General features: G+C 67.5%; 17 protein-coding genes. 6 read left to right on the top strand and 11 right to left on the bottom strand.

Annotated features, from left to right (window positions below; all coding sequences use genetic code 11):
* Window positions 1-5: 5 nt before the first annotated feature.
* From ACFQZV_RS01225 to ACFQZV_RS01190, 8 genes are all read right to left on the bottom strand, one after another.
* The gene (locus ACFQZV_RS01225) at window positions 6-1,025 is read right to left on the bottom strand and encodes a LacI family DNA-binding transcriptional regulator (RefSeq protein WP_378751460.1); all 1,020 of its coding nucleotides are present in this window, start codon (window positions 1,023-1,025) and stop codon (window positions 6-8) included.
* Between the two features lie 108 nt (window positions 1,026-1,133).
* A complete protein-coding gene (gene rhaI, locus ACFQZV_RS01220) occupies window positions 1,134-2,300 on the bottom strand; it encodes an L-rhamnose isomerase (RefSeq protein WP_378751458.1) in 1,167 nt (388 codons plus the stop codon).
* Window positions 2,297-2,686: an L-rhamnose mutarotase gene (locus ACFQZV_RS01215; RefSeq protein ID WP_378751456.1), complete on the bottom strand. Its 390-nt coding sequence runs from the start codon at window positions 2,684-2,686 to the stop codon at window positions 2,297-2,299. The genes rhaI and ACFQZV_RS01215 overlap by 4 nt, the downstream gene beginning before the upstream one ends.
* Before the next feature lie 3 nt (window positions 2,687-2,689).
* Entirely contained in the window at window positions 2,690-4,120 is a 1,431-nt protein-coding gene (locus ACFQZV_RS01210; RefSeq protein ID WP_378751454.1) for an arabinose isomerase, read from the bottom strand.
* A gap of 127 nt (window positions 4,121-4,247) precedes the next feature.
* The gene (locus ACFQZV_RS01205; RefSeq protein WP_378751452.1) at window positions 4,248-5,309 is read right to left on the bottom strand and encodes a rhamnose ABC transporter substrate-binding protein; all 1,062 of its coding nucleotides are present in this window, start codon (window positions 5,307-5,309) and stop codon (window positions 4,248-4,250) included.
* A 27-nt stretch (window positions 5,310-5,336) separates the two neighbouring features.
* Window positions 5,337-6,428 carry an ABC transporter permease gene (locus ACFQZV_RS01200; RefSeq protein ID WP_378751450.1) on the bottom strand — a complete coding sequence of 364 codons (1,092 nt, stop codon included), beginning with the start codon at window positions 6,426-6,428 and terminating at the stop codon, window positions 5,337-5,339.
* A complete protein-coding gene (locus ACFQZV_RS01195; protein WP_378751448.1) occupies window positions 6,425-7,453 on the bottom strand; it encodes an ABC transporter permease in 1,029 nt (342 codons plus the stop codon). Before ACFQZV_RS01195 ends, ACFQZV_RS01200 begins: the two co-directional genes overlap by 4 nt.
* Window positions 7,450-8,997 carry a sugar ABC transporter ATP-binding protein gene (locus ACFQZV_RS01190; protein WP_378751446.1) on the bottom strand — a complete coding sequence of 516 codons (1,548 nt, stop codon included), beginning with the start codon at window positions 8,995-8,997 and terminating at the stop codon, window positions 7,450-7,452. Before ACFQZV_RS01190 ends, ACFQZV_RS01195 begins: the two co-directional genes overlap by 4 nt.
* A 186-nt stretch (window positions 8,998-9,183) precedes the next feature.
* On the opposite strand from ACFQZV_RS01190, the gene ACFQZV_RS01185 reads away from it, so the two are divergent.
* Both ACFQZV_RS01185 and ACFQZV_RS01180 read left to right on the top strand, forming a co-directional pair.
* Window positions 9,184-10,185: a LacI family DNA-binding transcriptional regulator gene (locus ACFQZV_RS01185; protein ID WP_378751444.1), complete on the top strand. Its 1,002-nt coding sequence runs from the start codon at window positions 9,184-9,186 to the stop codon at window positions 10,183-10,185.
* Window positions 10,186-10,253: 68 nt separating this feature from the next.
* Window positions 10,254-10,616 (top strand): hypothetical protein, encoded by a 363-nt coding sequence (locus tag ACFQZV_RS01180; RefSeq protein ID WP_378751442.1) that lies wholly within the window; start codon window positions 10,254-10,256, stop codon window positions 10,614-10,616.
* Window positions 10,617-10,621: 5 nt separating this feature from the next.
* Here the strand turns inward: ACFQZV_RS01180 and ACFQZV_RS01175 are convergent, their stop codons facing one another.
* Together ACFQZV_RS01175 and ACFQZV_RS01170 are read right to left on the bottom strand one after the other, a co-directional pair.
* Window positions 10,622-12,043, bottom strand: a complete 1,422-nt coding sequence (locus ACFQZV_RS01175; RefSeq protein ID WP_378751526.1) for an MFS transporter — start codon at window positions 12,041-12,043, stop codon at window positions 10,622-10,624.
* Window positions 12,044-12,048: 5 nt separating this feature from the next.
* A complete protein-coding gene (locus ACFQZV_RS01170; RefSeq protein ID WP_378751440.1) occupies window positions 12,049-12,486 on the bottom strand; it encodes a MarR family winged helix-turn-helix transcriptional regulator in 438 nt (145 codons plus the stop codon).
* A gap of 59 nt (window positions 12,487-12,545) precedes the next feature.
* On the opposite strand from ACFQZV_RS01170, the gene ACFQZV_RS01165 reads away from it, so the two are divergent.
* Complete coding sequence (locus ACFQZV_RS01165; protein ID WP_378751438.1) at window positions 12,546-13,397, top strand: alpha/beta fold hydrolase; 852 nt, start codon at window positions 12,546-12,548, stop codon at window positions 13,395-13,397.
* Window positions 13,398-13,430: 33 nt separating this feature from the next.
* Here the strand turns inward: ACFQZV_RS01165 and ACFQZV_RS01160 are convergent, their stop codons facing one another.
* Window positions 13,431-15,002 (bottom strand): DEAD/DEAH box helicase, encoded by a 1,572-nt coding sequence (locus ACFQZV_RS01160; protein ID WP_378751436.1) that lies wholly within the window; start codon window positions 15,000-15,002, stop codon window positions 13,431-13,433.
* A gap of 206 nt (window positions 15,003-15,208) precedes the next feature.
* Here ACFQZV_RS01160 and ACFQZV_RS01155 point away from each other — a divergent pair, with 206 nt between their 5' ends.
* From ACFQZV_RS01155 to ACFQZV_RS01145, 3 genes are all read left to right on the top strand, one after another.
* Window positions 15,209-16,258: a lipoate--protein ligase family protein gene (locus ACFQZV_RS01155; protein ID WP_378751435.1), complete on the top strand. Its 1,050-nt coding sequence runs from the start codon at window positions 15,209-15,211 to the stop codon at window positions 16,256-16,258.
* Complete coding sequence (locus ACFQZV_RS01150; protein WP_378751433.1) at window positions 16,255-17,115, top strand: DNA-methyltransferase; 861 nt, start codon at window positions 16,255-16,257, stop codon at window positions 17,113-17,115. Before ACFQZV_RS01155 ends, ACFQZV_RS01150 begins: the two co-directional genes overlap by 4 nt.
* Window positions 17,116-17,258: 143 nt before the next feature.
* Complete coding sequence (locus ACFQZV_RS01145; protein ID WP_378751431.1) at window positions 17,259-20,783, top strand: S8 family serine peptidase; 3,525 nt, start codon at window positions 17,259-17,261, stop codon at window positions 20,781-20,783.
* Window positions 20,784-20,786 lie beyond the last annotated feature (3 nt).

The following is a 20,786-nucleotide window of genomic DNA, read 5'->3' as shown; positions in this document are numbered from 1 at the left end:
CGCGGTCAGGTCGAGCGCGTGATGTCGCTCGACTCGCGGATGATGAGCTCCGGCGCGAAGTTCACGTGCTCGTGCACGTGGTCTGCGCCCTGCTCGATCTCGTCGAGGATCATGCGCACCGCGGTGCGGCCGAGGAGCTCACGCGGCTGACGCACCGAGCTCAGCGGCACCGTCGAGCGGCTGGCCCAGTCGAGGTCGTCGAAACCGACGAGGGCGATGTCGTCGGGAACGCGTACGCCGTGCAGCGCGAGTTCCTGGAGCACTCCGAGAGCGAGCATGTCGTTGGCGCAGAACACAGCGGTGGGTCGGTCATGCGCCGCGCGAAGCGCCAGGTCATGACCGGTCTGGCGACCGTCACGGATCTTCCACGACGACGCGGGGATGAGCTCCACGGTGTCGTCGGGGAGGCCGGCGTCGCGAACGGCATCGCGCAGTCCCTGGGATCGATCGGAGACCTGGCGCGATATGTCGCTGTCGCCGACGAATGCGATACGTCGATGGCCCCGCTCGATGAGGTGTTCACCGGCGAGTCGTCCCCCCGCGAGATCGTCGGTGGCCAGCCAGCAGCACGGGCGGTCGCCCGAGATGCGGTCGACATACACCAGCGGCACACCGCGCTCGATGAGTTGCTCGAGGCGCGGGTTGCGCTCGTCGACGGGCGTGATCATGATGCCGTGCACGCGCTGTTGGGCGAGCAGATCGAGATTCTGCTCTTCGCGGGTGACGTCTTCGCCGTTGTGGACGATGAGCACGCCGACACCGAGTTCTTTCGCCGCAGCTTCGGCGCCGAGTGCGACGTCGACGAAGAACGGGTTGCCCATGTCGGCCAGGGCCAGGCCCAGCGTCCGCTCGCGGCCAGGGCGGAATTGCCTCGACGCCTTGCGCGGCGTGAAGTCGAGCGCTGCGATGGCATCGAGCACCTTCTTGCGGGTTTCGGCGTTCACGTAGCTCGGGCGGTTGAGCACGTTGCTCACGGTTCCCGCCGACACTCCCGCCGCTCGCGCGACGTCGCGGATGTTCGCCACGGCAACCTCCACCAGTCTGACTCGTTCATTGAACCAAAATCAGCTTAGTGTATGCCAGTGGCGAGGCGCTTCCTACGTCGTCGGGCGCGGGATCGCGTGTGTCCGTGCTCAGGCTCCCCAGCCGGCCTGCACGCCTCCGACGCGCTCGGATTCGATGCGCTCTTGGTATCCGGATGCCGCGTACGCCGCGATCGGGTCGGCCGGGAGACCGCGCGATTCGCGCCACTGCGCGAGCGCCGGCCGGACATCCGTGTAGAACGCGTCCATGAACACGGCCTGCGCGCCCAGCACATCGTTGGCGGACTGCGCGGTAGCGAGCGCCTCGTGGTCGAGCAGCAATGCCCGCGCGGTCATCTCCTGCACGTTGAGGACAGAGCGGATCTGACCTGGGATCTTCGCCTCCACGTTGTGGCACTGATCGAGCATGAACGCGACATCCGGGTTGTTGAGCCCGCCGCCTCGGATCACCTCGACGAGGATCCGGAACAACTGGAACGGGTCGGCCGCTCCGACGATCAGGTCATCGTCCGCGTAGAAACGCGAGTTGAAATCGAACGACCCGAGCCTGCCCAGGCGCAAGAGCTGCATGACGATGAACTCGATATTGGTCCCAGGGGCGTGGTGACCGGTGTCGAGGCACACCATCGCGCGGTCGCCGAGTGTCGCGACCTGGGCGTACGACGTACCCCAGTCCGGAACATCCGTGTGGTAGAACGACGGCTCGAAGAACTTGTACTCGAGCACGAGACGCTGGTCGCCGGTCAGGCGCGCGTAGATCTGCCCGAGTGAGTCGTTCAACCTGTCCTGACGTGCGCGCATGTCGGTCTGGCCGGGGTAGTTGGATCCCTCGGCGAGCCAGATCTTCAGATCACGCGAGCCGGTCGCGTCCATCACGTCGATGCACTCGAGGTGGTGGTCGATGGCCTTGCGGCGGATGCGGTCGTCCTCGTGTGTCAGGGCGCCGAACTTGTAATCCTCGTCCTGGAACGTGTTGGAGTTGACCGTTCCGAGGGTCACGCCCAGGTCTTCCGCGTGGCGGCGCAGCGCACCGAAATCGTCGACCTTGTCCCACGGGATGTGCAGGGCGACCGACGGGGCAAGCGCGGTGAGTCGGTTGACCTCGGCGGCATCCGCGATCTTCTCGAACGGGTCCCGTGGGGTTCCCTCGGTCGTCCACACGCGGAATCGCGTGCCTGAGTTGCCGAAGGCCCACGAGGGGAGTTCGACGCCCTGTGCGGCGAGGGTCGATTGGATCTCAGGGGTGAACGTGGTCATGATGCGGCGCTTTCGTTGTCGGATGTGGGTGTTCGAATGCCGGATGCCGCGGCATCCCGCAACTGGTCTTCGAGATGGAAGACCTCGGTCAGTTGGACGAACCCCGTGTCGGGGCTCCCCTCCAGGCCCGCGAAGAACGGCGCCATCTCGGCCTGCCAGCGGGCGTTGACGTCGGTTCCGGCCATGGCCTCCTGAGCTTCCGCGAGGGTGCCGGGAGACTCGAAGTAGCCGATGAGAAGACCGTCGTCTCGAACGAACAGCGAGTAGTTGTGCCACCCCGCCGCCGAGAGCGCGGCGAGCATCTCGGGCCACACCGCGGCGTGCCGGCGTTTGTACTCGTCGAGGTGGGCCGGGTCGACCATCAGTTGAAAGCAGTATCGGTTCATCGCTCACACCACCCGGAAGTCGATACCGAGCAGGGATGCTGCGGCGCGGTAGGTCTCGGCGCGGTGGCCGGTGGACAGACTCCAGTGGTGCCCGATGCCCGTCGCCGACCACTCGTCGACCCACAGGCCGGGGTCGCGGTCGAAGTCGACGCGACTGGTGGTGTTGCCGATGGCCAGGAGTGGACCCGGAACGACGGTTCCCTCGGAGGCGACGAGCGCCAGTGAGCCGTCCTGGTCCTGACCGAGACCGAGCAAGGTCACCGGGCCGGCCTGCACATCGAACTCGACCGAGACCCCCCAACCGCGCTTGCCGTGATAGATGCCGAGGCCGCGGAGCAGCGGGTCGCGTGACGAAACGGCGAGGTGTGCCGGACCGTCGTGCCCCATCTCGACGACATCGTCTTCGAAGTTGAGCGCCTGGATCTCGCAGAACGACCCGCCCGCGCCGACGACTTGCGTCGCGAGTTGGGCAACGGTCGTGCGTAGCTCGTACTCTCCGGTCGTGGGGATGCCGCGGGCGGTGAGCAGTGATGCCCCAAGAATCATCCCCGCGCCGAGCCGCTCGTGCTGCTCTCCGTTGAGGCCGCGGTGGTAATAGGCGAGGGAGTCGAGTTCGAAGTCGTCGATCAGTCGGTCCAGGCCGACCGAGACCTTTGCACCCCATGCGAAGTCGTCCTCGACGACGCTGTCATCGAGGGTGAAGATCTGCCGGGCGAGGTCCATCCGCTCGGCGACCTCTGCGTCGGTGACCTCGTCGACGCGTACGCGGAGGTCGTCGAACTCGAGCACTTCGACGTGCGACCCGAAAGTCGTCGGCAACAGCGTGAGGTCGGTGGACACGTCCAGCATGCCGGGGTAGAGGTGACCCATGAGGCCGTGGCGCGCGTGACGCAGCGCCGCGCGGATGTGGGCGGCGTCGATCCAGCGGCCGATCCGCTCCCAGGCGGACTCCTGGCGGAGCCATCCGGAGACCGAGCGGAAGGGGATGCCGGCGCGGCGGAACACGTTGCCCACCTCGGGCACCGGGCACTGGCCGCAGTAGGCGAGCCAGGCTCCCGTATCGAACGTGGCGTGGTCCATTTTCTCGGTCGGCTGGAGGTCGATGACCAAGACGGGCGCGTCGGCCCGCTGCGCGATGGGGAGGACCATCGAGCTGGTCAGGTACGTCGTGAGGAAGAGCACGATCAGGTCGCAGTCGGACTGCCGCAGACGTTCGGCGGCGACAGCGCCCTCCTGGGCATCTGAGATGAACCCGACATCTGTGACGTCGGCATCCATCGCGGCGAATCGCTCGGACACATACCGGGACGACTCCTCCAGCTGCGGAAGCAAACCGGGAAACTGCGGCCAGTACGTACCGAGCCCGCCGGCAACGAGTCCGATACGGGGCTTGCGGCGCGGGCGCGGGGTCAGGAGTGAAGCGGCGCTGGACATGGTGACTCCTCGTGAGTGGTGCGTCGAATCGGTGCGGGGTCGATCGTCACGGCGCGACGAAACACCGCGTTGGCAGGGAGGGAGAGGAGTGCGGGGGTCGACTCAGGAGCCGACCCCCGCGCGACGATCAGAAGTCGTAGTCGTCGATGTTGTCGATGTCGAACACCGTGGGCGGGCCCACGATGACGACGCCGTCGGGACCGACGGTCTTCTCGCCGAGGTCACCGGCCTCGAACGTGTCGCCTTCGGCGCCGGTGATGCTGCCGTCGGCCAGCGCCTTGCCGGCGAAGGCGGAGACATAGCCGAGCTGTGCAGGATCCCACAGCGCGAACTCCGTCACGGTGCCGTCCTTGACGAACGGCCGCATCTCGTTCGGGAGGCCGAGACCCGTCAACGCGACTTCACCCTTGTATTCGGACGTCGACAGGTAGCGCGCGGTCGCCGCGATGCCGACCGTCGTCGGCGAGATGATCCCCTTGAGGTTCGGGTAGGCCTGCAGCAGACCCTGCGCCTCCTGGAACGACTTGGTGTCGTCGTCGTCACCGTAGACCTTGGCGACGAGTTCGATGTCGGCATAGTCGGGGTTGGAGGCGAGCTCCTCCTCCATGAACGCGATCCACTCGTTCTGGTTCGTCGCGTTGGCGGTGGCCGACAGGATCGCGATCTCGCCCGCGCCGCCGATCTGCTCTGAGATCAGCTCGAGCTGGATGAGGGCGACGTCCTTCGCGACGACCTGGCTGACGAAGAGGTCACGGCAGTTGAGGTCGGAGTCGAAACCGACGATCTTCGCGCCACCGGCGCGGGCTTCCTCGACGGCGGGGCAGACTGCATCGGGGTCGTTGGCGGCGATGACGAGGACGTTGGTCCCCGCCTGCGTCTCGGCATTGATGAACGACACCTGGCTCGATGCGCTGGCGTCGAGCGGACCGACGATCTCCCACGCACCGAATCCGGCTGCTTCGGCCCCGTCCTCGCCACCGCCGAGCACGACGTCGGTGTAGGGGTTGTTGAGTTGCTTCGGGATGAACGTGATCGACTGGTCGGCGGTCTCGCCGCCGCCCGACGACATGTCGTCGCCACCGCTGTCGCTGCCGCCTGCGCAGGCGGCGAGGGTCAATGCTGCTGTGGCGGCGATGGCAAGAGCGCCGGCGACGCGACGACCGCGTCGACGAGGGGCATTCAACTCCATTGTCTTTCCTTTCGATGCGCGCCGGTGCTAGGCGCTGGTGGTCCCCGGGGTGATGCCGCGGGGAAGTTCGTGTCGGAGCCTGCGTTCATGCGCCCACCGCGACAGGGCGGCGGAGACACTCGGGATGATCACCGAGATGATGAGCAGCAACCCGGTGACGATGATGAGGACGACTTCAGAGACGCGTCCGAGGCGCAGGGCGTAGTTGATCGTGCCGATGAGGAGCACACTCGCGACCACACCGGGGATCGACCCCTTGCCGCCGAAGATCGACACCCCGCCGAGGAGGACGGCCGCGATCACGGTCAGTTCGAGCCCGGACGCGTTGTCGGAGCGGGCGCTGGAATACCGCAGCGTCCAGTAGATGCCGACGATCGCGGCGATGAGTCCGCACGCGACGTAGAGCCAGAACTTCGAGCGGGCCACCGAGATCCCCACGAATCGTGCGGCTTCCTTCGAATAGCCCATCGCGTACAGGCCCCGCCCGAAGGGCGTGAAGTGCAAGACCGTCGCGAAGATCGCGATGACGAGGACGACTCCGATCATGACGGTGGGGATGCCCGTGGCGCCGAGCTTCGAAGTCACGAACAGGTTGAGTTCGGGCGGGAAGTTGGCCACGGCGTTGTCGCCGATGACGACGAGCGCGAGCCCCCGGAAGAGCGCGAGGGTACCGATCGTGACGGCCAGCGAGGGCAAGCCCACGACGGCGATGAGGAAACCGTTGAACGCGCCGGCGAGGATTCCGACCAGGAGGCTGATGACCAGCGCGATCCCGATGTCGAACCCGCCCGCCCACAGGACGCCGAGGACGGCGCTCGTGAGTCCGGCTGTCGAGGCGACGGACAGGTCGATTTCACCGGTGATGATGATGAGCGTCATCGGCATGGCCAGAAGCAACACCGGTACCACGTCGAGGAGAAGGAAGCCCGTCGTGACCGGGGAGGCGAAACGCGGGATCGCGAGCATCGCCAGCGCGATGGCGGCGACCAGCACGTAGATCATGATCGCGTCTCGACCCAGCAACAGTCGCGAGGCGCCCGTGCGGCCCTTCGGTTCGCCGGCGAGCGTCTTCGACGTCGACGCCGAGGTCAGATTGGTGGATGTTTCGGTGGTGCTCATCGCGTGGCCTCACTGAGTCGGAGTTTGCGAGCGGATCGCACGGCTGCGATGCGGTCGATGACGATCGCGAGAAGGATGAGGACACCCACGATCGCCTGCTGCCAGAACTTGTCGACGCGGACCGCCGTGAGTGCACTCGTGATGGTGGTCAGGAGCATGGCTCCGAGTGCAGCGCCGACGACGCTGCCCGATCCGCCGAAGATGGCGACCCCGCCCACGACCGCTGCCGCCACGACGTCCAGCTCCATACCGGTTCCGGTCGTCGCGCCGACGGAGTTGAACCGGGCGGCGTACAAGACTCCGGCGAGGCCGGCGAGCAAACCGTTCACGAGGAAGGCGAACATCACGCGTCGGTTCACCTTGATGCCGAACAGGGTCGCGGCGGCGGGGTCGGAGCCGATCGCGTAGAGGTCTCGCCCGGACCGGGCGCCGCTGAGGTAGATCGCCAAGGCAACGACCACGACGATCGCGATGAGGGTGATGATCGGGAAGCCGAGCACCGTGTCGACCGCGAGGTTACCGAACGCCGCGGGGCGGTCGTCGGCGAAGTACTGGGTGCCGCCCGCCCACCAGTTGTTTATTCCGCGGTAGACGTACAACGTGCCCAGTGTGATGACGAGGGCGGGAACCCCGGCGAGGGTCACCAACAGGCCGTTGACCGCACCGAGGAGGGCGCCGAAGAGCAGCCCCGCGGCGAACACGATCCAGATGGGGATGCCTTCGACGCCCGCGAAGAGCGATCCGGTCATGAAGGCGACGAGTCCGAGGATCGAGCCGACCGACAGATCGATGTTGCGCGTGATGATGACGAGTGTCTGGCCCGCGGCCAGAATGATCATGATCGTCGCGTTGAGCAACAGGTCTTTCGTCCCCTGGGGGGAGAGGAAGAGCGGATTCGCAAGGTAGGTCGCCGCGACCAGCACGACCAACGCGATCGTGACCGGGAGTTCACGTGCCTTGCGCAGCCCGCTCCAGAACGAGCGCCGGGTCGTGGCAGTCGCCGGTGCGCCGGCTGTCGTGGTCATGAGTCAGCTCCTGACGCTGCGTGGGCGAGGGACTGGGTGGCGGCGCGCATGACGCTCTCGGGCGTGGCATCCGACCGATCGATCGTGGCGGTGACGCGGCCTTCGCACATCACGACCACACGGTCGGCCATGCCGAGTACTTCGGGCAGCTCACTCGAAATCATGAGGATCGCCATGCCCTCGCCGGCGAGATCGGAGAGAAGGCGGTGGACTTCGGACTTCGTTCCGACGTCGATCCCGCGCGTGGGCTCGTCGATGATGAGGAGTGCGGGTTCGGTCGCCAGCCATTTGGCGAGGACGACCTTCTGTTGGTTGCCGCCGGAAAGCGTCGATACGGCGTACTCCATCGAACTCGTCTTCACCTGGAGCTTCGTCGTCCACTCTTCGGCCACGCGGCGTTCGCGGCTGCCGCTGATGAGACCGAACTTCGCCAGTGCCCGTCGCAAGGCGAGGGTGGCGTTCCGCGCGACCGAGAGGTCGAGTACGAGACCCTGCTTGCGTCGGTCTTCGGGGACGAAACCGATGCCGCTGTCGATGGCCTTCTGCGTGTTTCCCGACGGGAGGGGGCGGCCTCTGAAGTACACGGAGCCGCTGTCGTAGTCGTCGACACCGAAGACCGCTCGGGCGACTTCGGTGCGGCCTGCGCCGACGAGTCCTGCGAGTCCGACGATCTCGCCGGCACGCACCTGCAAGCTGACATCGCGGAAAACTCCCGCGCGGGTGAGGCCGTCGACGTCGAGGACGACATCACCGATCGGAGCCGGCGTCTTGGGGAACAGTTGGTCGATGTCGCGCCCGACCATCTGGTTGACGATGTCCTCGACGGTGGCATCAGCGGTGGCCACAGTGCTGACGTAGCGCCCGTCCCGCATGACCGTGATGCGGTCGGTCAACGCGAAGACCTCTTCGAACCGGTGCGAGATGAACATCAGCGCAGCCCCGCGGTCGCGAAGTGTGCGGGCGACGTCGAAGAGACGGTCGACCTCGACTCCGCTCAGTGCGGCGGTGGGCTCGTCCATGATGAGGACGCGTGCGTCCATCGAGATGGCTTTGGCGATCTCGATGATCTGCTGGTCGGCGATCGAAAGGCCTTCCGCCAGACGGTCGGGATCGATCGGGACGCCGAGTTGCGCGAACAGCGCGTCCGCGCGTTGGCGCATGACACTCTTGCTGATGAGCCCGGCGCGCCCGCGGGGCTGGCGGCCGATGAAGATGTTCTCGGCGACGGTGAGGTCGGGGAACAGCGTGGGCTCCTGGTAGATCACGGAGACACCGGCGGCCTTGCTGTCCGCGACCGAGCGGAATGCGACGGGGCGCCCGTCGATCGAGAACTGTCCGGCGTCTGGGTGGTAGAGGCCGGCGAGGATCTTCACGAGCGTGGACTTGCCCGCGCCGTTCTCGCCGACGAGCGCGTGGATTTCTCCGCCGTGCAGGCGGATCGTTCCATCGGCGAGGGCGACGACGGGGCCGAATGTCTTGACCGCGCCCGTGAGCGAGAGAACGGGCTCAGCGGCCGTATCCGGCTGCGACGAGTCCTGTGACATGGACTGCCTCTCCATTGAGTCGATCGGGTGGAACCACGGGATGAATCGTTTCAGCGCCGCGGGACGACGATAGGTGCCGGATCGAATGCTTGTCAAGGTCGGAATGCGGTCTCGCACCAATCCGTGACTGATTCGTTTCATTTGACCGAGGCGCGGGATAGAGTCATCGCACGAGGAGGTGGCTGAATGACGGTCAGCGTGCGGGATGTCGCCGAGCTTGCCGGGGTGTCGGTGGGAACGGTGTCGAACGTGCTGAATCGGCCGGAGAAAGTCTCGCCGGCCACAGTCGCCCGCGTCACGACGGCGATCGAACGCCTCGGCTTCGTGCGCAACGACGCCGCGCGCCAACTGCGCGCCGGACGTAGTCGCACCATCGGGCTCGTGGTGCTCGATGTGCGCAACCCGTTCTTCACCGAGGTCGCGCGCGGTGCGGAAGAGCGCGCGGCGGAACGGGGGCTGTCGGTTCTCCTCGCGAACAGCGACGAGAAGACCGAGCGCGAGTTGACCTACCTCGACCTGTTCGAGGAACAACGAGTGGCCGGCATCCTCGTCACGCCGGTTGCGGAGAACATGCCGCGGCTTCGGCTGTTGCGCGATCGCGGCATCCCGGTCGTGCTCGTCGACCGTGAATCGAAGGACGAGGCCTTCGCCTCCGTGGCGGTCGACGACGTCGAGGGGGGCAGGATCGCGGCAGATCACCTTCTCGATCAGGGACGCCGCCGTCTCGCCTTCGTCGGCGGCCCCGTGTCGATTCGACAGGTGTCCGATCGCCTCGAAGGCGCTCAGCGCGCTGTCGCGGAGGCCGGCGGAACCATTGAGTTCATCGGCACGGGTGCGCTCACCGTCGACGAGGGGCGCATCGCGGGGCAAGCGATCGTCGCGCGTGAACCTGCTCGGCGACCCGATGCGGTGTTCGCGGCCAACGACTTGCTCGCGCTGGGCCTCTTGCAGAGTCTCGTCATGGCCGGCGATGTCCGGGTTCCCGAAGACCTCGCGTTGATCGGCTACGACGACATCGACTTCTCCGCTGCCGCGGTCATCCCGCTCAGTTCGGTGCGGCAGCCCGCGAAGCTCATCGGCTCGACATCGGTCGACCTGCTCCTGTCGACGACGGAGTCCGATGAGGCGAAACGCCGACATGTCGTCTATACGCCCGAGTTGGTGGCACGCGCGTCCTCGGTCCTCTGACGGAAACTCTCGACGCTCTCCCAGGTGAGTCGACCCGCCGAAGGTCCCGATGGACCGACAATCGACCTATGGGTGAGGTGGACAGACTGGTCGGTGTATATCGCGCTGACGGCGGCGCGCTCGGCGAGTTGCGCTACATCGTCGGACACATGCTCGGCACCGCACACTGTTCTCTGTGCGACATCACGCACTCGTGGCGGCGCAAACCGGAGTGGGATGCGATGGTTGCGCGGCTCGGAGTGCCGTTCGATCTCGCGCATCTCAACGAGATGGACGCGTCGCTCGCCGCCGCCGTCGCGGAACACGGCGCGCCTGCGGTCTTTCGCCGCAGCGGAGATGATCTGGTGCTCCTGATGGATGCCGCAGAGCTCGACGTCCTCGGCGGGTCGGTCGCCGACTTCGAGTGCGCGCTTCGCGTCAAGCTCGACTGAGCCGATCAGCCCTTTTCCGCGGAGACTTCGGCCGGCTCGGGGCGATTGATTCGCGTAGACGGAGTCGTACGCCGGTTCGCGTGCGTGCCGGATCTCGTCTGCTTGCGCCCGGAGGTCTCGGGCAGGCGGATGGGCGTCGTGGTCGCGACCTGCTCGCTGAACTCTTCGGGTGCGACGACGACGGCGAGCGGTCGTGTCTCGTCGATCGTGAGGCGGAATCGCCGTGACTCGTGGCGGTGGAGCCGTCCTGACCAGAGCAGCCACGTCGCTCCGATCCCGAACGAAACGAACCCGGCGAGGGCCCCGAGGCCGATTGCCGTGCGGGGGCCGAATTCCGCGGCAACCCAGCCGACGATCGGCGCGCCGATCGGCACGCCTCCCATGAGGATCGCCATGTAGAGGGCCAGCACGCGGCCACGCAAGGCGGGATCCGTCGTGGTCTGCACGTACCCGTTGGCAGTGGTGAGCATCGTCACGACCGCGAATCCCGTGAACATGAGCGTTGCGGCATATGCCCAGTACGACGGCATGAAAGCAGACACCGCGGCGGCGGTCGCGAAGAGGAGAGTGCCACCGATGACGACGCGGATGCGGGCGCGGTCGCGGCGCGCGGCGAGCAGTGCGCCGGCGAGCGAACCGATGGCGAGGATCGAGCTGAGGAGCCCGTACCCGTCTGCCTCTTGTCCGAATTCCAGCGCCATCGTCGACGCGAAGATCGGGAAGTTCATGCCGAACGCACCGATGAGAAAGACCATCGCGAATGTCACGATGAGGTCGGGTCGGCCGCCGACGTAGCGGAACCCGTCGGCCAGACGTGATGCGCCGGCCGAGCGCACGCGCGGCACAAGTTCATCGGGACGGATGAGTGCGAGCGCGACGATCATGCCGACGAAGGTGACGGCGTTGATGACGAAGACCCACCCCGTTCCGACGGCGACGATCACGACGCCCGCGACGGCCGGTCCGATCATGCGCGCACCGTTGAACGATGCGGCGTTGAGAGCGACGGCATTCGACGCGATCTCTCGCGCCACGAGATCGGAGACGAATGCCTGTCGCGCGGGGTTGTCGAACGCGGCGACAAGGCCGAGGACGAGGGCGAACGCGTACATGAGCCAGAGCGTCATGAGTCCGAGCAGCAGCAGGGTGCCGATGGCGAGCCCGAGCACCAGCAGCAGACCCTGGGTGACCATGAGCAGGTGGCGTCGGTCGAACCGGTCGGCGACCCACCCGGTGACCGGAACCAGGAGCAGTGGCGGCGCGAACTGCAGCGCCATGGTGATCCCCATCGCCGCCGCGTCGTTCGGGGTGAGTTCGGTGAGCACCACCCAGCTCAGCGCGGTTGCCTGCATCCACGCCCCGATGTTCGACACGAGGGCGCCGATGAACCAGACGCGGTAGTTGAAGATCGAGAACGACCGGAACATGGCGCTCATCGGGTGGCCATCCGCTGCATGATCTCCGCGGCGCGGGCGAGCGTCTCGCGGTCGTCGTCATCGAGCTCGGCGAGGGCGGCGTCCACCCATGCATCGCGGCGGCGGGCGGTCTCGTCGATGACTGCGCGGCCCTCGTCGGTGAGGTCGATGACGACCTTGCGGCCGTCGTTCTCGTCAGCGCTTCTTTCGAGGTACCCGAGGTCCTGCAGGCAGTTGACGGTGCGGGTCATCGCGGGCGCAGAGACGCGTTCGTGGTCGGCGAGCTCGCCCAGCGTGTGGGCGCCGTGGACGAAGAGCGACGCGAGCACCGCGATCTGACCGTCACTCATCGAGTCGACCGCGCGCTGCGTACGCATGCGACGAGCGAGGCGGAACACCGCGATGCGGAGATCGGAGGCGGCCTGCGCAGATGGGGCGGAATCCGAATCAGGCATAAGTCCTTAGCATAGTTCATTATCTATGTTAAGTAAATCTCGTGCCTAGACTCGCTTCCATGCCGGAGTTCATCGACGCGCACGGCGTCGCGATCGTCTATGACGTCCATCACCCCGAGACGACCCCCCGTGCGGTCGTGCAGGTGCTCCACGGCGTCGGTGAGCACGCCGGGCGCTACGCCGCGCTGATCGACGCCCTCGTCGCCGACGGATGTGTCGTCTACGCCGACGACCACCGCGGTCACGGTCGGACGGGAATGAAGCAGTGGAACGGGGACGCGTCGAAACTCGGCCGTCTCGGCCCGGGCGGCCTCCGCGCTGCGCGCGATGCCGCCTGGCAACTCACGGGCATCATCCGCGACGAGCACCCGGGCCTTCCGCTCATTCTGCTCGGACATTCGTGGGGGTCGTTCCTCGCCCAGATGCTGCTGGATCGCCATCCCGATGCCTACGACGCCCTCGTGCTCTCCGGTTCCGCGCTGCGCTGGCCGGGATCACTCAACAGCGGCGACCTCAATTCGCCGTGGAGCGACCGAGCGGTCACCGGGATGGAGTGGCTCTCGTCCGACGAGAGCGTCGGCGAAGAGTTCGTCGCCGACCCGCTGACCACGACGACACCGCTGGCGAAGCTGTTCGGTGTGGTCGACTCGGCACGTCTCGTCGGCAGGCCGCGGCGCAATCTCGGCCACGACGTGCCGGTCCTGCTGATGGTCGGCCGTGACGATACAGTCGGTGGCCCCCGCAGCGTCCACCGACTGGCCGACGCCTACCGGTCGCGGTCGGGCCTGACCGACGTGACGACGCTCGTGTATCCCGATGCGCGCCACGAGATCTTCAACGATGTGTCACAGGCCGAGGCGCGTGCCGATCTCCTGGCCTGGATCGACGCCCGCTTTCCGGTGCGCGTCTGAGGTACCCAGGGCCCGTCTCCGGGCGCAGAGTGATCAGCCGCGTGCGCGGCGGTGCGGCGTGCGCGTGCCGCGGCGGATGTCGCCGATGGTCGCGCCGGTCGTGAACCGCTGACCTGACGCGGTGCCGGTGCGCGGCTTCTCGGGCGACGAAGCGCGGCGCGGGGCCGCATCCTTCGACTGCTGCCTATCGGCGGCGCGACCTGCACCCTGGGCGCGGGACTTCTTCGCAGACCGAGTGGCATCGCTGCGCGCGTCGCCGTCGGCGCCGCGACTCGCCGATCCGGCACCTCGGCCGCCGGCATCCACGCCCGAACCCGAGCCGCGCCGACGGCGCCGCGAACCCGTACCGGGCTGTGCGGACGGCGCCGACTTCTTCTTCTGCGCCGGAGGGCGCTGCTGGACGGGCGCTGCGGGGGTGACATGCGGTGCGCGTTCGCCGACGAGGAGCGCGACGCTCTCGTGCTCGGCGGTGACGGCTTCGAGCGGCGCTGTGACACGCGCCTTGCGGAGCAGATCCTTGACCTCGCCGCGCTGCGCATCGGTGGCGACGGTGACGACGACACCTTCTGCACCGGCGCGCGCGGTACGGCCCGAGCGATGCAGATATGCCTTGTGTTCGACCGGTGGGTCGACGTGCACGACCAGTTCGACCTCGTCGACGTGCACCCCGCGGGCGGCGACGTCGGTGGCCACGAGCACACGCACGCCGCCCTGGTCGACGGCCGCGCCGAACGCGGCGAGGTTGCGCTCGCGCGCGTTCTGACCGAGGTTGCCGTGCAGGTCGACCGCGGGGATTCCGGAGGCGGTGAGCTGCTTTGCCAGCTTCTTCGCCTGATGCTTCGTGCGGGTGAACAGGATGCGGCGTCCCTGGCCGGCGGCGAGGTGGCGCACGAGCGCCGCCTTGTCTTCGTGGGGGGTGACGAACACGCGGTGTGTCATGACACCCTGCGGCACACTCGCCTCATCGACCTCGTGGCGAACCTCGTCGCGCAGGAACCGGGCGACGAGCTTGTCGACGCCACGGTCGAGGGTGGCGCTGAACAGCATGCGCTGTCCGCCCTGCGGGGTCGCCGCGAGAATCCGGGTGACACCGGGGAGGAACCCGAGATCGGCCATGTGGTCGGCCTCGTCGAGCACCGAGATCTCAACGGCACCCAGATTCGCGATGCCCTGCTTCATGAGGTCTTCCAAACGGCCCGGGCACGCGACGACGATGTCGACGCCGCGCGCGAGCGCCTGCTCCTGCGGGCGCTGGCTCACACCGCCGAACACCGTGGTCACGGTGAGGCCCACGGCATCCGCCAACGGCTTGATGGTCGCCGCGATCTGCGTCGCCAGCTCGCGGGTGGGTGCAAGGACGAGACCCCGCGGACGGCCCGCGCGCCTCGATGACGCAGCGCTGCCGGAGAGGCGCGCGACGAGCGGGAGCGCGAAGGCGATGGTCTTGCCGCTGCCGGTGCGACCACGGCCGAGCACGTCATGTCCCGCGAGGGAGTCGGGCAGGGTGTCGCGTTGGATCGGGAACGGTTCGATCTTGCCGCTGTCGGCGAGGACGGCGGCGAGCTTCTCGGGCACGCCGAGCGAAGCAAAGGAAGACATACACATACTTTCGGGTGGAGGGCGCAGACATCACGGGGATGTGCGCACAAGAATCGGGGACGGCGACGGCGCGGAACCGCGCATCGGTTCGCCGTTCGAGAGGGTCCCGGCATCCTGGCCGGGAAGCGTATCGACGACGCTGGGCTCGATGAGCCGACTTCTAGGCTACCAGCGCCGGGGTGGTCGTCGCGCCGCGGTCCTAGGCTGGCACCATGCACGGTGAATACAAGGTGCCCGGGGGCAAGCTCGTCGTCGTCGATCTCGAAGAACGCGACGGCCGGATCGCCGACTTCCGCCTCGCGGGTGACTTCTTCCTCGAACCCGACGACGCGCTCGTCGACATCAACGCCGCCGTCGAGGGACTGCCCGTCGAAGCCGACGTCACGACGATCGCCGGCGCCATCCGTGCCGCACTGCCCGATGGAGCGCAGCTGCTCGGGTTCAGCCCCGAAGCGGTCGGCACCGCCGTGCGGCGCGCGCTCGTCACGGCACCAGGTTGGCGTGACTTCGACTGGGAGGTCGTGCACGAGCGCCCCGTATCACCGCGCATGAACCTTGCCCTCGATGAGGTCCTGACCACGCGTGTCGGCGACGGCCGCCGCCGACCGACACTGCGGGTGTGGGAGTGGAACGAATCCGCGGTCGTGATCGGATCATTCCAGTCCCTGCGCAACGAAGTAGATCCCGAGGGTGCCGCGAAACACGGATTCGATGTCGTCCGTCGCATCTCGGGAGGTGGCGCCATGCTCATGGCCGCCAACTCGATCGTGACGTACTCGCTGTACGTCCCGGCATCCCTCGTCGCGGGCCTCACCTTCGCCGACTCCTACGCCTTCCTCGATGACTGGGTGCTGCAGGCGCTGCGGTCGATGGGGATCGAGGCGACGTATCAGCCTCTCAACGACATCGCCTCGCCGCAGGGCAAGATCGGCGGAGCCGCCCAGAAGCGCCTCGCGAACGGCGGCGTCCTGCACCATGCGACGCTGAGCTACGACATGGACGGGGAGGTCATGACCGAGGTCCTGCGCATCGGTCGCGAGAAGCTCAGCGACAAGGGCACGACGTCGGCGGCCAAGCGGGTCGACCCCCTGCGGCGACAGACCGGCTTGTCTCGCGAGGCCGTGATCGAGCGCTTCATCGACACGTTCACGACGTTGTACGGCGCCGTCCCCGGCGAAATCAGCGCCGATGAGTACGCCGAGGCCGAGGCCCTCGTCGAGTCGAAGTTCGCCACCGACGCCTGGCTGACCCGGGTGCCGTGAGCGCCGGTCGCGTCGACATCCACCTCGGCGACAACCTCGAGGTGACCCGCGGGTTCGCCGACGGATCGTTCACGCTCATCTACCTCGACCCGCCGTTCAACACCGGACGCGCGCGTGCGCGCACCCTGGAGTCGGCGCGGCCTGTGCGCCCCGAGACCGAGGGTGGCATCGTGCGCCGGGGCTTCCATGGCCGCGACTACGAGCGCCTGCGCAGCGACCTGCGCACCTACGACGACCGGTTCGACGACTACTGGGGCTTCCTCGAGCCCCGGCTCACCGAGGCGTGGCGTCTTCTCGATCCGCAGGGCACGCTCTACCTCCACCTGGACTACCGCGAGGCGCACTACGCCAAGGTGCTGCTGGACGCCCTCTTCGGGCGGGACCACTTTCTCAACGAGCTCATCTGGGCGTACGACTACGGTGCGAAGTCGCGCCGTCGGTGGCCGACCAAGCACGACACGATCCTCGTGTACGTGAAAGATCCTGCGCAGTACTGGTTCGACTCGGATGCGGTGGACCGCGAACCGTACATGGCGCCGGGGCTCGTCACGCCAGAGAAGGCGCGCCGCGGCAAGCTCCCCACCGACGTCTGGTGGCACACGATCGTGCCGACGAGCGGTCGTGAGAAGACCGGGTACCCGACGCAGAAGCCCGAGGGCATCCTGCGGCGAATCGTTCAGGCATCCAGCCGTCCAGGCGATCGGGTGCTCGACTTCTTCGCCGGGTCCGGTACCACGGGCGCCGTCGCTTCTGCGCTCGGGCGCCATGCCGTGCTCGTGGACGACAATCCGGTCGCGCTCGAGGTGATGCGTGAGCGGATGCCGCATGCCCAGGTCGCAGGATCCCGCTCCCAGTGAAACCGTAGACCTTACTCAGCGAACACTCAGGTTTGCAAGACCCTGGTGTGCGCCCCCGGATCGTCCTATCCTCACTCTCATCGAGGGCGTGGTGTGGGTCTTCCCACCACCCGGCACGTTCCGCGGTCACCATGAGGAGTGTCATGACCGAGCCCCGAAACCGCCGAGTCCGGATCCTGGCCGCGGGGGCGGCCATCGCGGGTCTGATGATCGGCGCGATCGCCGCACCGGCGGGAGCAGCACCGCCACCACCGCCTGACTTCACCGCGACCGCGCTCGAACCCGATGGGCCCGACGACGTCGGCGCGAAGTCGGCATCCGGACGCCTTGCCGAGAGCGACGAGGCCTTGCTCGCACGCACCGACCGTGCGGTCATTCCGATCCTCGTCAAGGTCGACGTCGATCCGGTCGCGTCGTACACGGGCGGTGTCGACGGGTACGCGGCGACGAGCCCGGAGGTGACCGGAATCGCGATCTCGGACGGGAGCGCCGCGATCGACCGATACACCGCGTACGTCGAAGAACAGATCGCCGCCGCACAATCCGAAGCGTCCGAGCTCGTCTCGGGCGCGACGATGCTGCGGACGTACTCGACCGTGTACGGCGGGTTCGCGATGACGATTCCCGCGCACCGCGCGAAGGACGTCGCCAAGCTGGGAACGGTCGCGGCCGTGCAGGCGAACGAACTCCGTCAGGCCACCGCTCCGGCGCCCGAGGCCGAGACCGAAGGTGCCGCACCTGAAGGCGAGGCCGACCCCGAAGCGGAGCCCACCGAATCGGCGACTCCGCAGCCCACTCCGACGCAGAGCGAGAGCAGGGAGCCCGAAACCGAGACGACGCCCGAGGCCGAGACCTCAGCGCCGCCGGTCGCGCTCGATGTCGAGTTGCCGCCGACGACGCCGGCGCCGGACTCCGACGCGACCACGTTCATCGGAGCGGATGCGGTGTGGCCGAAGCTCGGCGGCCGTGACAAGGCCGGTGAGGGGATCATCGTCGGTGTCATCGACTCGGGTATCTGGCCCGAGCACCCGATGCTCCAGGACAACGGCATCAGCGCACCCGAAGGGGGACCATGGGGGTGCGAGTTCGGTGATGGATCCGTCGGTGACGCCTTCACCTGCAACGACAAGTTGATCGGCGCCTACGCCTTCCTCGACACGTACCAGAGCACGCCCAACGCCGCGGGAGCCGAAGACTTCTGTGCGGGCGCATTGTGCTCAGCACGTGATTCGGACGGCCACGGCACGCACACTGCGACCACCGCGGCGGGGAGTTACGTCGACACGACGCCCATCTACGGGGTCGACCGCGGTGCCATCAGCGGCGTCGCCCCGGGCGCCTCGATCATCGCCTATCGGGCCCTCGGCCCGGCCGGTGGATACGACGGCGACCTGCTGGCAGCCATCGGGCAGACGGTGCTCGACGGTGTCGACGTCATCAACTACTCGATCTCGGGCAGCCAGAATCCCTACGACGCGGTGGAACTCGCGTTTCTCGACGCGTTCGCCGCAGGGATCACCGTGAACTCGTCGGCCGGCAACTCGGGGCCGGGCGCGTCGACGCTCGACCACGCGAGCCCGTGGACGACGACGGTCGGGGCATCGACCTCGGACCGCGCGTTCCTGTCGGCGCTGGTGCTCGCCTCGAGCAACGGCGAAACCCTCGTCAAGCAGGGCACGACGATCACGGCCGGCGCCCCGACCTCACCGGTCGTGCGAGCACAGGATGTCCCGGGCTACACCGGCACCGAGCTCTGCCTCGAGCCGTTCGCGCCAGGCGTTCTCGCCGGGCAGATCGTGCTGTGCATGCGCGGAGAGAACGGTCGTGTCGAGAAGGGGTACCACGCGTCGCTCGGCGGAGCCGAGGGCATGATCCTCGCGAACCCCGTGCCGCAGGACCTGCAGACCGACAACCACTTCCTGCCGGCGATTCAGCTCGAGGGCCCGAACGACGACGTGGTCGCCTTCATCACCGACAACCCTGACGTCACCGCGACGTGGGCGCAGGGCGAGGCCGTCGTGGCCCCGGGTGACGTGATGGCCGCGTTCAGCTCGCGAGGCCCCGTCGGCGACTTCCTGAAGCCCGACATCACCGCTCCGGGCGTTCAGGTGCTCGCCGGCAACACGCCAGAGCCGAGTGATCCGGCCGTGTATCCAGGTGAGCTGTACCAGGCGATCGCGGGAACGTCGATGTCGGCGCCCCACGCGGCCGGTGTGTCGGCGCTGGTCAAGGCGTCGCATCCCTCATGGACGCCAGGCCAGATCAAGTCGGCCCTCATGACATCGTCGTTGCAGGATGTCGTGAACGTGGACGGTTCCGAAGCCGGGGTGTTCGACCGCGGCGCCGGCTCGATCCGCGCCGACCGCGCGATCGCTCCGGTCCTCACGATCAGCGAGTCGCTCACGGACTTCCAGGAGAGTGCGGCCGATCCCCTTCACCGGGTCGATCTCAACATCCCGAGCGTCTATGTCGACCCGCTTCCGGGCGCCATCGCCACGGAGCGCACCGTGACGAACGTCAGTGGCCGCACTCAGCTGTTCTCGGTGCGTGCGCAGAGCGAGGCCGGGGTGCGGATCACCGTCGTGCCGTCCAGTTTCGCGCTCGCACCGGGCAAGTCCCGCACGCTCAAGATCGTGCTCGACGCGCTGGAAGCAGAGGACGGATGGCACGAAGGGCAGATCACCATCACTCCACGCTCCGGGAACGCGGTCGTGATCCCGGTGGCTGCGAACGTCGCCGAGGCGGACGTGTCGTTCTCGCAGACGTGTGATCCGATGACGATCGAGCGCCGTGCGACGACGACCTGCACGGTGACCGCGGCGAACTACCTGCCGGTGCCCGTGGACGCGCGCATCGACGTCGCCGCAACGCCCCTGCTCCAGGTGCGTTCGGTCACGGCCCCCGCGAAGAAGACGTTCCTCGGCGCTCGTTGGAGTGGAACCCTGTCACCGGCCATCCCGCCCCAGATCACCGGGGTCGACCCGGCCACCGGGTATGGATACATCCCGCTCGAGGCCTACGGTATTCCGCTCACTCCACTCGGGGACGAGGCGATGGTCAGCTACAACGTGCCGTCCTTCCTGTACGGGGGTGAGGCGTACGACCGGATCAGCGTCGTATCCAACGGCTACATCGTCGTCGGAGGCGGCACGGATGCCGACATCGACTACCTGGCCCAGTCGTTCCCCGATCAGGCGGCACCGAACAACGTGATCGCACCGTTCTGGACGGACCTCGACCCGTCAGCCGGCGGCGGTGTGCGCGTCGGGACCCTCGGTGACGGGGTCAACACGTGGGTGATCATCGAGTGGGACGGCGTTCCGACGTGGAGCGGCAACGCCGTGAACACGTTCCAAGCATGGATCGGAATCTCGGGCACCGAAGACACCCGGTTCACGTATGGGACGGATGCCGTTCCCGACGCAGCGGCTCCCGGTGTGGCCGGTGCAGAGAACCGGGATGGCACCAGCGGGGTCGCTCTCGCCACGCTGCCGACCGCAGGCGACGAGTACGCGGTGACCACGTCGCCGTCGACGGCCGGCGGCACGGTCACGTTCGACTACACGCTACGCGGGCTCATCCGCGGAACGTGGTCGACGGTTGCGGTGCTGCGCTCCGACGCGCTTCGTTCGACTCCGATGGAACTCACCCGCATCACGGTGGAGTAGGCG

Origin of the sequence: Microbacterium koreense (assembly GCF_042677105.1) — a bacterium.
GTDB lineage: Bacteria > Actinomycetota > Actinomycetes > Actinomycetales > Microbacteriaceae > Microbacterium > Microbacterium koreense.
Note: the sequence above shows the minus strand (reverse complement) of the source record. Positions and strands in the feature narration are given on the sequence as shown.

Bases quoted from the DNA above. Each gene is read 5' to 3' on its own strand.
- ACFQZV_RS01160 (WP_378751436.1), bottom strand. From the start codon at position 15,002: ATGTGTATGTCTTCCTTTGCTTCGCTCGGCGTGCCCGAGAAGCTCGCC.
- ACFQZV_RS01200 (WP_378751450.1), bottom strand. From the start codon at position 6,428: ATGAGCACCACCGAAACATCCACCAATCTGACCTCGGCGTCGACGTCG.
- ACFQZV_RS01170 (WP_378751440.1), bottom strand. From the start codon at position 12,486: ATGCCTGATTCGGATTCCGCCCCATCTGCGCAGGCCGCCTCCGATCTC.
- rhaI (WP_378751458.1), bottom strand. From the start codon at position 2,300: ATGACCACGTTCACCCCTGAGATCCAATCGACCCTCGCCGCACAGGGC.
- ACFQZV_RS01185 (WP_378751444.1), top strand. From the start codon at position 9,184: ATGACGGTCAGCGTGCGGGATGTCGCCGAGCTTGCCGGGGTGTCGGTG.
- ACFQZV_RS01180 (WP_378751442.1), top strand. From the start codon at position 10,254: ATGGGTGAGGTGGACAGACTGGTCGGTGTATATCGCGCTGACGGCGGC.
- ACFQZV_RS01175 (WP_378751526.1), bottom strand. From the start codon at position 12,043: ATGTTCCGGTCGTTCTCGATCTTCAACTACCGCGTCTGGTTCATCGGC.
- ACFQZV_RS01215 (WP_378751456.1), bottom strand. From the start codon at position 2,686: ATGAACCGATACTGCTTTCAACTGATGGTCGACCCGGCCCACCTCGAC.
- ACFQZV_RS01210 (WP_378751454.1), bottom strand. From the start codon at position 4,120: ATGTCCAGCGCCGCTTCACTCCTGACCCCGCGCCCGCGCCGCAAGCCC.
- ACFQZV_RS01165 (WP_378751438.1), top strand. From the start codon at position 12,546: ATGCCGGAGTTCATCGACGCGCACGGCGTCGCGATCGTCTATGACGTC.
- ACFQZV_RS01155 (WP_378751435.1), top strand. From the start codon at position 15,209: ATGCACGGTGAATACAAGGTGCCCGGGGGCAAGCTCGTCGTCGTCGAT.
- ACFQZV_RS01190 (WP_378751446.1), bottom strand. From the start codon at position 8,997: ATGTCACAGGACTCGTCGCAGCCGGATACGGCCGCTGAGCCCGTTCTC.
- ACFQZV_RS01145 (WP_378751431.1), top strand. From the start codon at position 17,259: ATGACCGAGCCCCGAAACCGCCGAGTCCGGATCCTGGCCGCGGGGGCG.
- ACFQZV_RS01195 (WP_378751448.1), bottom strand. From the start codon at position 7,453: ATGACCACGACAGCCGGCGCACCGGCGACTGCCACGACCCGGCGCTCG.
- ACFQZV_RS01205 (WP_378751452.1), bottom strand. From the start codon at position 5,309: ATGGAGTTGAATGCCCCTCGTCGACGCGGTCGTCGCGTCGCCGGCGCT.